The 12207-nt window shown below is 59.8% G+C and carries 10 protein-coding genes and 1 pseudogene; 9 read left to right on the plus strand and 2 right to left on the minus strand.

From position 1 onward, the window contains the following. Positions 1–213 precede the first annotated feature (213 nt). Together ACTNA2_RS08610 and ACTNA2_RS08615 are read left to right on the plus strand one after the other, a co-directional pair. Positions 214–555, plus strand: coding sequence for an extracellular solute-binding protein (locus ACTNA2_RS08610; protein ID WP_441049276.1), 342 nt, complete (start codon positions 214–216; stop codon positions 553–555). A 25-nt stretch (positions 556–580) separates the two neighbouring features. Further along, positions 581–1153: an extracellular solute-binding protein gene (locus ACTNA2_RS08615; protein WP_441049282.1), complete on the plus strand. Its 573-nt coding sequence runs from the start codon at positions 581–583 to the stop codon at positions 1151–1153. A 114-nt stretch (positions 1154–1267) separates the two neighbouring features. On the opposite strand, the gene galE is transcribed toward ACTNA2_RS08615, so the two are convergent. Beyond that, positions 1268–2329, minus strand: a complete 1062-nt coding sequence (gene galE, locus ACTNA2_RS08620; protein WP_441015924.1) for a UDP-glucose 4-epimerase GalE — start codon at positions 2327–2329, stop codon at positions 1268–1270. Between the two features lie 266 nt (positions 2330–2595). On the opposite strand from galE, the gene ACTNA2_RS08625 reads away from it, so the two are divergent. Continuing rightward, positions 2596–3801 (plus strand): PcsB-like coiled-coil domain-containing protein, encoded by a 1206-nt coding sequence (locus tag ACTNA2_RS08625; RefSeq protein ID WP_427719726.1) that lies wholly within the window; start codon positions 2596–2598, stop codon positions 3799–3801. Between the two features lie 217 nt (positions 3802–4018). On the opposite strand, the gene murB is transcribed toward ACTNA2_RS08625, so the two are convergent. Further along, a complete protein-coding gene (murB, locus tag ACTNA2_RS08630; protein ID WP_441015927.1) occupies positions 4019–4981 on the minus strand; it encodes a UDP-N-acetylmuramate dehydrogenase in 963 nt (320 codons plus the stop codon). A gap of 183 nt (positions 4982–5164) precedes the next feature. Here murB and ACTNA2_RS08635 point away from each other — a divergent pair, with 183 nt between their 5' ends. The 6 genes and pseudogenes from ACTNA2_RS08635 to ACTNA2_RS08660 form a co-directional block, all read left to right on the plus strand. Beyond that, the gene (locus ACTNA2_RS08635; RefSeq protein WP_441049278.1) at positions 5165–6193 is read left to right on the plus strand and encodes a LacI family DNA-binding transcriptional regulator; all 1029 of its coding nucleotides are present in this window, start codon (positions 5165–5167) and stop codon (positions 6191–6193) included. A gap of 204 nt (positions 6194–6397) precedes the next feature. Beyond that, complete coding sequence (locus ACTNA2_RS08640) at positions 6398–8926, plus strand: phosphoketolase family protein (RefSeq protein WP_441049280.1); 2529 nt, start codon at positions 6398–6400, stop codon at positions 8924–8926. A gap of 451 nt (positions 8927–9377) precedes the next feature. Continuing rightward, on the plus strand, positions 9378–9869 hold the full coding sequence (locus tag ACTNA2_RS08645; RefSeq protein WP_441015930.1) for a hypothetical protein: 492 nt from the start codon (positions 9378–9380) through the stop codon (positions 9867–9869). A 35-nt stretch (positions 9870–9904) separates the two neighbouring features. Beyond that, positions 9905–10672 (plus strand): GntR family transcriptional regulator, encoded by a 768-nt coding sequence (locus tag ACTNA2_RS08650; protein WP_154515124.1) that lies wholly within the window; start codon positions 9905–9907, stop codon positions 10670–10672. After that, positions 10657–11370: a GntR family transcriptional regulator gene (locus tag ACTNA2_RS08655; RefSeq protein WP_154515122.1), complete on the plus strand. Its 714-nt coding sequence runs from the start codon at positions 10657–10659 to the stop codon at positions 11368–11370. Before ACTNA2_RS08650 ends, ACTNA2_RS08655 begins: the two co-directional genes overlap by 16 nt. A 275-nt stretch (positions 11371–11645) precedes the next feature. Next, positions 11646–12207 (plus strand): annotated as a pseudogene (locus tag ACTNA2_RS08660) (SIS domain-containing protein); the annotation flags it as partial.

Below are 12207 nucleotides of genomic sequence, written 5' to 3' on the forward strand. Positions count from 1 at the left end.
AAATTCACCGAAAAATAACAAGGGTTTTTAAAAACCCCTAATATGGTGGGTTTTCTATTTACGCCGCCGCGGGGGGGGTTGGGTAACGCGCCCCCCCGGGGCGCTTTAATTGTTTAGACAATATTTGTCAAGTACGAATGTATCAAGAACCGTTCACCGAAGTTTTTCTACCGCTCTAGTAATACTTGTTCAAATAACTAGCCAAACAGCGTATTGCACAAATCAGAAAAAGGGGCAAAGTCCCCGAACCAATCTCCGAAGGCGGCGGCAAAGGGTGCCGCCACGGTCTTTGGCCTGGGTCTCGTGGGCTGCGGTGGCTCCGCCGGCTCCGGCTCCTCTGCTTCTGGTGACGCTGCCGAGGTCTACTTCCTCCAATTCAAGCCCGAGGTCGACAAGGAGTGGAAGGAGATCGCCAAGGCGTACAAGGAGGAGAAGGGCGTCGAGGTCAAGATCGTGACCGCCGCCTCCAACATCTACGAGGAGAAGCTCAAGTCCGAGATGTCCAAGAGCTCCGCTCCGACCCTGTTCCAGGTCAACGGGCCCACCGGTCTTTAAGAACTGGAAGGACTACTGCGCCGACCTGCCCGATACCAAGGTCCGCGGTGAGCTCGTCGACGACTCCCTGGCTCTGCAGTCCGACGGCAAGGATCTAGGTATCGACTGGGTCCAGGAGAGCTACGGCATCATCTACAACAAGCAGCTCCTCGAGAAGGCCGGCTACAAGGCCGAGGACATCAACTCCTTCGACAAGCTGAAGGCTTGCGCCGATGACATTCAGGCCCGCAAGGACGAGCTTGGCGTTGACGGTGCCTTCGCTTCCGCCGGCATGGATGACTCCTCCAGCTGGCGCTACACCACCCACCTCGCCAACCTCCCGCTCTACTACGAGTTCGAGAAGGAGCACAACCAGGAGGATGACGAGATTAAGGGCGAGTATCTCGACAACTTTAAGCAGATCTTCGACCTGTACATCACCGACTCCACCTGCGATCCTTCGCAGCTTGCCTCCAAGACCGGCGACGACGCCACCAACGAGTTCGCAGCTGGCAAGGCCGTCTTCTATCCTTCTTGTTGTGGGGCCGGCCTGCCGATGGGTGTGCAGTCCGCCTCCGATGTTCTGATTCGATACACCTATTGTATACATGTTGTTTAAACATATATAGGCAAGATAAAAAAGTTGGTCGATTTTCGGCGAATGGTTACATGCCATGAAAAAGCCCCGGTCTCACATCGTGAGATCGGGGCAAGAACGGTGTGTAGGTTTTTGCTACTCGGCGTCGGCGAAGCCGTTGGGGTTGTGGCTCTGCCAGTTCCAGCTGTCGCGGCACATGTCCGCGATGTCGTACTGTGCCTTCCAACCCATCATGCGCTCGGCCTTGGAAGCGTCGCACCAGTTGGCGGCGATGTCGCCGGCGCGGCGCTCGCGAATCACGTAGGGCAGCTCTTTGCCACAGGCCTTGGAGAAGGCGGCGACGACCTCGAGCACCGAGGTGCCGGTGCCGGTGCCCAGGTTAAAGATCTCGACGCCGGTCTTGCCGTTCATCCAGTTGAGGGCGGCCACATGGCCCGATGCCAGGTCACACACGTGGATGTAGTCGCGCACACCGGTGCCGTCGGGGGTGGGGTAGTCGTTGCCAAAGACCTGAACGGCCTCGAGCTTGCCCACGGCAACCTGCGCGACATAAGGCACCAGGTTGTTGGGGATGCCCTTGGGGTCCTCGCCGATCAGGCCCGACGGATGTGCGCCGATGGGGTTGAAGTAGCGGAGCAGCACAACGTTCCACTCGGGGTCGGCGGTGTGAACGTCCATAAGGATCTGCTCAATCATCCACTTGGTCCAGCCATAGGGGTTGGTCGCGGGCTTCTTGGGGTCTTCCTCGGTGACGGGCGGGTTATCCGGATCGCCGTAGACGGTCGAGGAGCTCGAGAAGATGATGGACTTGCAGCCATGGTTGCGCATAACGTCGACGAGCACCAGGGTGTTCTCGATGTTGTTGTGATAGTATTCGACGGGCTTGCTCACCGACTCGCCGACGGCCTTAAAGCCGGCGAAGTGGATGACGCGGTCGATCTGATGGGTATCGAAGATCTTGTTCATGGCATCGCGGTCGAGCACGTTGGCCTCGTAGAAGGTGAGGTTCTTGGCGGCCTTGTCGCCCACGATGGTCTTGATACGGTCGACGGCGACGGCGCTGGAGTTGGAGAGGTCGTCGACGATGACGACCTGGTAGCCACCCTCGAGCAGCTGAACGACGGTGTGCGAGCCGATAAAGCCGGCGCCACCGGTTACGAGGACGCAGGTGTCTTTGGGGTCGAGTGCTTTGGACATGTAGTCTCCTATCGAATCAGGAACACTTCCTGAGGGAGTATAGCGCAGGCAGGGGCACCCAAAACGTGCAGGGCAGGAAAAGCAGACGAACATGCTAACGTACTCATGGAAATGTTTGGCGTGGGCATAACCTTGACTTTGACGTTTGCATACGAGCCGCCGACCATGGGGTTTCCTGCCGTTCGTGGAAATCGTTGGGACGCGTCGGATGTACGCTAATATGTATGAGTTGAGCGACATATAAATAAACATGTAACGGAGTAGATATGTCACCAAACAGCGATTCCATCCTTTCCCAGGAGCTTTCGCGTCGCACTGCCCTCAAGGCCTTGTTCGGCGCCGCTTCTGCAGCCGTTCTTTTTGGTCTGCCCGCTCGCGCCCATGCTGCGGAGGCCACCAAGGAAACCACCGACAAGCTCAATGCGGCCCAGGCTCAGCTTGACGAGGTCCAGGCCCAGCTCGACAGCATCGCAAATGAATACGCGGCGCTGGCCAACAAGAACGCCCAGACCCTCAACGATATCGAGAGCGTACAGGGCCAGATTGACAGCACGCAGGCGCAGATTGACGAAAAGAAGGCCGAGCTCAAAAAGAAGCGCGGCGATCTTTCCGATCGCGTTTCCGCCAACTATAAGTCGGGCGGCACCAACATCCTGTCGCTGCTGCTCGCCTCGGGCTCGTTTGAGGAGCTCGTCGCCAATGCGCACTATGTTGAGAAGATCAACAAGAGCGACCGCGACGCCATCGAGGATATCCAGACCATCCAGAAAGAGCTCGATACGCAGAAGTCCGAGCTCGAGTCGCAAAAAGCCGACTTGGAGAAGCTCAAGGACCAGCAGACTGCCCAGATGCAGGACATGCAGGCCAAGCAGCAAGAGGTCCAGACGGTTCTGAACGGCCTCTCCGACGATGTCAAGGAGCTCATGGCACAGCGCGATTCCGAGATTCTCGCTGCCGCCCAGGCTGAGGAGGCTGCCAAGAAGGCTGCCGCTGCTGCGGCTGCCGCAAACAAGAACAATTCCTACTCGGGTGGTTCAAACTCGGGTGGCGGATCGTATGCGCCCGGAAATCCGCAACAGAATGCCGGCTCGGGCAAGCAGCAGGCTGTCGTCAACGCATGCTACTCCACGCCTTCGCCTGGCCTGAACTGGTGCGCCGCCTGGGTCACCAACGTCTTCCGCAACGCCGGCGTGGGCTACTTTGGCGGCAACGCGTGCGACATGTTTAACGCCTGGTGCTACAGCTCCGATCGTTCGGCGCTGCAGGTGGGCATGATCGTGGCCGACTCGTCGCACAGTGGCACCGGTATGCCGGGTCTGCTGTACGGACACGTGGGCATCTATGTTGGCGGCGGCATCGTTATGAGTAACGAGGGCGCCATCACGTCGAGGTCGCTTGACTCGTTCATTAGCTTTTACGGTACTGGCTCTGGTGTGCGCTGGGGCTGGCTCGGCGGTATCGCGCTGTCGTAGCTGCGGCTTGGTCCGGGACTGCGGGCGAGGCATAAGGTTGCCTGCTCGGGCAGTCCTGCTCGCGCGGAGAGCACATTAAGTGCTCTCCGGCTCGTGCGGAACTCGCGATCAACCTTATGCCTCTCGGACTGTCCCGGCCCTCACGGGTCCTGAGCACGACACACCGGACTGGGTTATCTGAATAAATATGGTGAAGGCCCCTTTTGGGGCCTTCTTTTTATAAAAATTCGCCTACTCGGTGGACTTCGGGTTCTAGGTCTACGCCGAATTGGTCTTTGACGGTTGCTTGGATGTGGCGGATGAGTTCGTCGACGTCGGCGGCGGTGGCGTGGTCGGCGTTGACGATGAAGCCGCAGTGCTTTTCGCTCACCTGGGCGCCGCCGACAGCGTGGCCGCGCAGCCCGGCGTCCATGATGAGCTTGCCGGCAAAGTGGCCCTCGGGGCGCTTGAAAGTGGAGCCGGCACTCGGCATGTCGAGCGGCTGCTTGTCCTCGCGGCGTTGACGGTAGTCGTCCATGTCGGCCTTGATCATCGCGGCGTTACCCGGGGCGAGATTGAAGGTGGCCGAAAGCACGATGAAGCCGTCGTCGGCGATGCGGCTCTTGCGATAGCCCAGATTGAGCTCGTTGACATCGAACTCGATGATGCTGCCGCTACCGCGAGTGCCGTCGTCGAGCATGTGGGCGGGCTTGTAGACGCGTACAGACTCCAGCACGTCGGCCATGCAGGCACCGTAGGCGCCGGCGTTCATGTAGCAGGCGCCGCCGACCGATCCGGGGATGCCCGAGATGGGCTCCATGCCGGTGAGACCGGCCTCGGCTGCCGCGGCTGCAACATCCGAAAGCAGCGCACCGGCTGCTGCCGTAACGTGCGTGCCGTCGACGGTAATGTCGGAGAGGCCCTCGCCTAGTGCTACGACGACGCCGCGTATGCCCTTGTCGCCGACGAGTAGGTCGGAGCCGTTGCCCACGATGGTGAGTGGCAGATCGCAGCGATAGCAGGTATCAAGCGTAGCGACGAGGCTCTGCTCGGTGTCGGGCGTGACAAAGACGTCGGCCGGGCCGCCAATCTTAAACGTGGTGTGCTCGCGCATGGGCTCGCTCATCAACACGTTGTCCTCGCCGGCAACGCCAGCGAGCGCGCACAGCAGGTCCTCGTTAAAAAAGTCGTTCTCGTGCATCCGAATATCCGCCTTTTTGTGGTCGTTGTCATCAATCGACTGCAATATACCCCACCTGGACGTATTTGGTGCGCTGGCGGCGATAAAACAGCCGTCTACCGGATTGGTAAAGTGTTTATCATCGAGGTAGAGGGGCAGTCGCTATACTTTCAAGAGATTGCGCGTAAACCCGGAAGGAGCGAGATGGCCAACAAAGTCACCCTCAAGCAGATCGCCCAGGAGGTGGGGCTTTCCCCCTCGTCGGTCTCGCTTGTTCTCAACAATCGGCCTTGTCGCATCTCGGAAGAAAACCGCAAGCTCATCAAGGAGGTCGCGGCGCGCAACCACTATGTTCCCAACCAGATTGCGCGCAGCCTGGTCATGCGCGAGTCACGCACCCTGGGTCTTATCGTCCCCAACATCGAGAGCCGATTTTTTGCCTCACTTGCCGGTAGCTTGGAAAAGCGCTGCCGCGAGGACGGCTATGCGCTCTTTATTACCAGCTCGGGCGGAAGCGCCGACGACGACCTGGAACTGCTGCGCCAGCTGGTGACGCGCGGCGTCGATGGTGTCTTCCTGGTGGTAGGCGACGAGTTCTCGGACGACCGTGCCCTGCGCGAAGAGGTCAGCCATCTACCCATCCCTGCCGTGATGGTCGACCGCGCCATTGAGGGGCTCGAGTGCGACAAGGTGATGTTCGACCACGAGATGGGTGGCTATATGGCTACCCGCTATCTGATCGAGCAGGGCCACCGTCGCATTGCCTGCTTGGTTAATGCGCGTCGTTCCAATACGGGTCGCAAGCGACTTGCCGGCTATGAGCGCGCGCTGCGCGAGGTTGGCCTGCCTATCGACGCGCGTTTGGAGTTTGAAAGCGAGTACTACATTCCGAGCGCCTACGAGGCCTCGGAGGCGGTGCTCGCAACCGACGCCACTGCCGTATTCGCGAGCTCGGACAACATTGCCCTCGGTTTGCTCAAGCGTTTGCACGAGATGGGGAAGAGCATCCCAGGCGATATTTCGGTGGTGAGCTATGACAACTCGGCGGCCGACGTTCTCTTTGAGCCGGCGCTGACCGCCATTGATCAGGATCCTGGTGTCCTCGCGGAACATGCTTTTGGCTGCATGTCCAAGCGTCTTGCCGGTAGGGGCGGTAGGCGTGCCGAAGAGGTCGTCCTGGAGCCGGCGCTTATCGTTAAGGGCAGCGTGCTCGAGCTTACTAAACATAACTAAACACGTTTATCAATTTGCAGAGACCGAATGTGGAGCACCTGTGGCAGACAATGCCGCAGGTGAATGTCGCGTTTTGTTGATCGATGTGATTGATAAGGGTGATAAAACGTTTTTTCACCATGATAAAACGTTTTAGCAAATATACTAGTCCCAACGAATGGTTGCCGTATTGGAGGGCGACCGCACAGCGGAGGGACATAAACAATGGCTAAAACACTGGGGACGCCGTGGCAAAAGCTGGGCCACGAGGTGCCGGCTTCCGAGCTCGAGGGCGTCGACCTGTATTGGCGTGCATCGAATTATCTGTCCGTCGGTCAGATCTACCTTCGCTCTAACCCGCTCATGCGCCCCGACTTTGTCGATGAGAAAACCGGCGAGGTGCGCGACTTTGGTCGCCCGGACGTTAAGCACCGCCTGGTCGGTCACTGGGGCACCACGCCCGGCATCAACTTCCTGTTCGGTCATGTCAACCGCCTCATCGCCGATCACAACCAGAACGCGATCTTCTTGATGGGCCCGGGTCACGGTGGCCCCGCTGGCACCGCCCAGTCGTTGCTCGATGGTACCTACCGCGAGATTCGCCCCGACATTACCAATGACGAGGCCGGCCTGCAGAAGTTCTTCCGCCAGTTTTCCTACCCCGGCGGTATTCCGAGCCATTTTGCGCCCGAGACGCCTGGCTCCATCCACGAGGGCGGCGAGCTCGGCTACACGCTCAGCCACGCTTACGGTGCCGTCATGGATAACCCGAGCCTGCTGGCCGTGGCTGTGGTGGGCGACGGCGAGTCCGAGACCGGTCCGCTCGCGACCTCTTGGCAGTCTAATAAGCTCGTGAACCCGGCAACCGATGGTATCGTCCTGCCGATCCTGCACCTCAACGGCTACAAGATCGCCAACCCCACCATTCTTGCCCGCGTGTCCGACGAGGAGCTCGCCAAGTTCTTTGAGGGCATGGGCTATAAGCCGCATTTCTTTGTCGCCGGCTTTGACGACGAGAGCCACGCGAGCATTCATGCGCGTTTCGCCGCCCTGTTCGAGCAGGTCTTCGATGAGATCTGCGACATCAAGGCCACCGCTATGGCTCAGGCCACTGCGGGCGAGACCGTGGTCCGTCCGGCCTATCCCATGATCGTGTTCCGTACGCCCAAGGGCTGGACCTGCCCCAAGCAGATTGATGGCAAGAAGACCGAGGACTCCTGGCGCGCCCATCAGGTGCCGCTCGCGAGTGCCAAGGACACCCACGAGCACTTCCGCGTGCTGCGCGAGTGGCTGCGCTCCTACAAGCCCGAGGAGCTCTTTACGCCCGAAGGCCAGGTGCGCCCCGAGGTGACGGCCTTTATGCCGACCGGCGAGCTGCGTATCGGCGCCAATCCCAACGCGAACGGCGGCAAGGTACGCCGCGAGCTCGAGCTTCCCGATATTCACGCTCACGAGATCCCCGTCGCAAGTAAGGGCCACGGCTGGGGCTCCACCGAGGCCGCCTGCGTCTTTGGTGAGTACACTGCCGATGTTTTGGCCAAGAACATGGATGATTTCCGCATCTTCGGTCCCGACGAGACCGCGTCCAACCGCCTGCAGGCTGCCTATAAGGTGACCAAGAAGCAGTGGGATGCCGGTTTCTACGAGGACGATGCCAACGACGAGCTGCTGGCCGGTTCCGGTAAGGTTGTAGAGCAGCTGTCCGAGCACCAGTGCGAGGGCTTCCTCGAGGCCTACGTGCTCACCGGCCGTTCCGGTGTGTGGAGCTCCTACGAGAGCTTTGTCCACGTGGTCGATTCCATGGTCAACCAGCACTGCAAATGGCTCGAAGCGACCAAGCGCGAGATTCCGTGGCGTGCTCCTATCAGCGGCCTCAACATTTTGCTGTCGAGCCATGTCTGGCGCCAGGACCACAACGGCTTTTCGCACCAGGACCCCGGCTTTATCGACCTGCTGCTCAACAAGGCCAACGACACGCATGTCGTGAATGCTTATTATCCGGCGGATGCCAACATGGCCCTTGCTGTGGCCGAGCGCGTCTACCAGTCCACCGACTGCGTCAATGCCATCTTCTGTGGCAAACAGCCCGCCCCCACCTTCCAGACGGTCGACGAGGCCAAGTCTGAGCTCGCCGAGGGCGTAGCGACTTGGGAGTGGGCATCGACTGCCGACTCGCTCGCCGAGGCCGACGTCGTGGTCGCTACTTGCGGTGACGTGCCGACGCTCGAGGCACTGGCCGCAACTGATATGCTGCGCGGGCTGGGCATCAAGGTCTGGTTTGTCAACGTAGTCGATCTGCTCAAGATCCAGAACGTCTGCGAGAACGACCAAGCCATCAGCGATGAGCGCTGGGCTGAGTTGTTTGGCCGCGGCGAGAAGCCCGTGCTCTTCGCATTCCACGCCTATGCCGGCACGATTCGCCGTCTGATCTGGAACCGTCCCGGTCACGATGCCTTCCGCGTTCACGGCTACGAGGAGAAGGGCTCCACGACCACGCCGTTTGACATGCTGCGCCTGAACAACATGGACCGCTGGGCCCTGGCCGCCGACGTGCTGCGCATGGTTGACGCCGATAAGTTTGCCGAGCAGATTGATGAGTGGGAGGCCTTCCGCACCGAGGCCTTTGAGTTCGCGTGCGACGAGGGCTTCGATCACCCGGCCTTTACCGACTGGGTCTGGCCCGACGCCGCAGCCGCAACCGCTGCCGACGGCGTACTCTCCGCAACGCAGCTAACTGCCGGCGACAACGAATAGCATCCGGGACGGTCTCGCGCTGGGGCCGCCTCCGGGCGGGTGTCTTCCTCTGAGAAGTGGGCTTCGCGAACTTCTCAGAGGAAGGCACCCGCCCGGAGGCGGCCCTCTCGACCGTTTCGATATGCGGGGGCTGATTCTTTTTTATGTAATGGGGACCTTGCTTACGCTGCCTTAGAAGCCGTGCATCTAACTATGGTCAGCCAAGATTGCATTGCCGGGGCGGGGGGGGGGGGGGGGGGGGGGGGGGGGGGGGGGGGGGGGGGGGGGGGGGGGGGGGGGGGCCCGCCACCCCCCCCCCCCCCCCCCCCCCCCCCCCCCCCGCCCCCGTCCTCGTCCGTGAACTTTTCCGCTGGGCGAGCCATAGACACCACGCACCGATGCGGTAAAGCGGCGGCTTGAAATTGGTGCTATATTCAACTTGAGTTGTTTAATACTAGTACGGGAGGCTGATATGGGGCTGTTCAAGAAGAAAAACCCGCAGGATGCCTTTGATCCCGATGTGTTTACCATCACGGATACGATTTTGGACCCACCGCGGTTTACACTTTTGCCGGCTATCTACCAGGACGCCACGCGCCGCAAGTGGGCCGTGCATCAGCGCGGCGGCGAGCCGAAGATTTTTGACTATGCGGACGTGCTGCAGTGCGAGATTGTCGAGACCGGAAATCCCGAGGATGTGCCGGAGCTTAGCAATCGCGAACTAGCTCAGCAGATTTTGATTAATCCAGCTCAGGCTACCAAAAACAACGCTGCCAAGCGTAATATGTGCCTTGGTATGGGTGTCATCGTTGCCGTGCAAACCGGCGAGGATGAGATTTCGAAGCTTGAGATTCCGGTGACCGCGGGCGAAGTCAAGCGAGACTCCGGCCTATATCGGTCGTATCGGAACGTTGCGGAGCAGATCAAAGAAGCCTTCGACGCCATGGGGCGTCCGGAGCAATGATGCCCGCAGCATCAAGCGGTTGAGGAGCCTTGCCCATGTCGAGTGAACCATATGCGATTCCGCCCAAAGATCGCGCCTTTGAGGGCATTCTTTGGTATATCAAACATTATGACCTGCAGGGTGGTGACCGGCTGCCCGCCGAGCGTGTGCTCTGTGAAGAGCTGGGCGTGTCACGCACGGCGTTGCGCGCTGCGATCACGCGTCTGATTTCGTGCGGAACTTTGGAAAGCCGCCGCGGTTCGGGCACCTATGTGTGTCCTCCCAAACCGCTGAACATCTTTCAGGAAACATGGAACTATACGCAGGCGGTGGAGAGGGTTGGCTCAAAGTCGACCGCGCGCCTGGTTTGGTCCAAGGTCGTGTACGCCGATATCGATTTGGCCCAAAAAGCCCAGATCGACCTGGGCACGCCGCTCTTCTGCATTCGACGTGTGCGCGTGGTTAATGGTTCCCCGGCGTCGATTGAGACGGCTCACGTCAACCTGTCTTTGTGCCCCTCGCTTCCCGATCACGATTTTGAGCAGGAAAGCCTCTACGACGTTTTGCTTAAAGAGGGGAATGTCCATGTGGCGCACGGCAAGGAGTATATTTCCATCAGCCGTCTGAACGCCGACGAGGCCAAGTTGCTGGGTGCCCAGGAGGGCACGCCGGTGTTTTACAAAGCTTCGCACGAGCGTGACGAGAACGATGGCTTTGTCGAGTATTGCAAGTCCGTGATTCTGCCGACCAAGTATCGTTTTGCCGATAACGGGGAGGCGGACGGCGTTGCGACGAAGGTGGGTGTCGAATGGCTGATGCAGTAGAAGACTTGCCGGTTTACAAGCAAATTCGCCGCTGCATTGCGGAGCGAATTGAGCGCGGCGACTACCCGACGGGCTCGATGATTCCGTCCGAAAACGAGCTGGCCGAGGAGTTTGGCACGACGCGCCTGACAATCCGAAGCGCCATGGACGAGCTGGTCAAAAGTGGCCAGATTCGTCGGGTACAGGGCAAGGGCGCCTTTGTAGGACACAAGTGGTTTGACGAGCACGAACGCAAGGGCGGCTTCCGTCAGTCGGTTCTGGCGTCGGGTGCGACGCCGTCGGTGCGTATCCTGGCGCGCTCCAAACGCTACGCCGGCCCGTATTACGCCGACCTGTTTGACATCGCCGAGGACGATCTGCTTTACTCGGTGCGCCGTCTCAACTGCATTGATGGTGAGCCCGTATCGATCGAGATGACGCTGATTCCGTGTCTGCTGTTTCCGGGCATCGAAGACGTGGACATTTCGGTCTTCAGCCTGTTCGAGACCTATGACATGTTGGGGCGCAAGCCGGACAAGTCGATTGAGAAACTCGATATTGAAGCGCTGGGCGCACGCGATGCGAGTTTGCTCAATCTTGAGCCGGGCGATCTGGCGCTCGTACTGGAATGCCTGACCTATGACTCGAGTGGGCAGCCGATTGAGCATGCCAAGTCTTTTAACCGCGGCGATGCCGGCGGATATACCTACAACTATTAGCGTCTAGAGCATCCTCGTGCACGGCGGGGTGCTCATTTTTTACGGACATGTGTCGCATGACCGATGAGCGGCAAAAACTGACCGTCTACCGAGATGGGAGGACGAAATCAAAAAATCGGTATTAAAAACGGCTAACCTGTAATCGTTCACTGGTATTAAGAACCTTTGAATTGTTGAGCTTGGGGCCAAGATGTCCACAAGGTTAAGCGGCGCGACGGGGCGGCAAGCCCGGCCAGTCCGTGCGACAATTCGAACTGCTCGTGAAAGGAGCGGGAATGAAGGAGACCGAGAAGATCGAGATCATGCACTTCGACCAGGAGGGCTACCTCGAGGACGGCAGGAACGTCTACGAGGCCGGCAAGAAGATGACCGCCCTGGCCGACCGCGTGCACGAGGAGGGCTACGACGCCGTCTTCCTGATGGGCGTCGGCGGCACCTGGGACGAGTTCATGCAGCTCGAGTACCTCATGAACAAGTTCGGCGACCGCGACCTCGAGGTCTACCTGATCCACGCCGCCGAGTGGAACGTCATGGGCCACAAGCGCATGACCGACAAATCCGTTGTGCTGACCGCCTCCGAGTCCGGCACCACCCCCGAGGTGCTCGAGGCCGTCGGCAAGATGAGGGAGATGGGCGTGCGCGTCTTCGCCATGACCAACCCCGAGGGCAAGATCGGGCAGGCCGTGGGCGCCGAGAACTGCGTCATGATGGCCTCCGACCATGGCTCCGGCGGCTGCGAGAAGGGCTACTACCTCGCCGACTGCTTCGGCCTGCGCCTGCTCAACCGCCGCGGCTGCTTCCCCAAGTTCGACCTGTTCATCGAGCAGACGAAGGACG

This window comes from Collinsella sp. HCP28S3_E9, assembly GCF_052065455.1.
GTDB lineage: Bacteria > Actinomycetota > Coriobacteriia > Coriobacteriales > Coriobacteriaceae > Collinsella.

Coding starts and splice junctions, on each gene's coding strand:
- ACTNA2_RS08625 (WP_427719726.1), top strand. CDS start 2,596: ATGTCACCAAACAGCGATTCCATCCTTTCCCAGGAGCTTTCGCGTCGC.
- ACTNA2_RS08635 (WP_441049278.1), top strand. CDS start 5,165: ATGGCCAACAAAGTCACCCTCAAGCAGATCGCCCAGGAGGTGGGGCTT.
- ACTNA2_RS08645 (WP_441015930.1), top strand. CDS start 9,378: ATGGGGCTGTTCAAGAAGAAAAACCCGCAGGATGCCTTTGATCCCGAT.
- ACTNA2_RS08650 (WP_154515124.1), top strand. CDS start 9,905: ATGTCGAGTGAACCATATGCGATTCCGCCCAAAGATCGCGCCTTTGAG.
- murB (WP_441015927.1), bottom strand. CDS start 4,981: ATGCACGAGAACGACTTTTTTAACGAGGACCTGCTGTGCGCGCTCGCT.
- ACTNA2_RS08655 (WP_154515122.1), top strand. CDS start 10,657: ATGGCTGATGCAGTAGAAGACTTGCCGGTTTACAAGCAAATTCGCCGC.
- galE (WP_441015924.1), bottom strand. CDS start 2,329: ATGTCCAAAGCACTCGACCCCAAAGACACCTGCGTCCTCGTAACCGGT.
- ACTNA2_RS08640 (WP_441049280.1), top strand. CDS start 6,398: ATGGCTAAAACACTGGGGACGCCGTGGCAAAAGCTGGGCCACGAGGTG.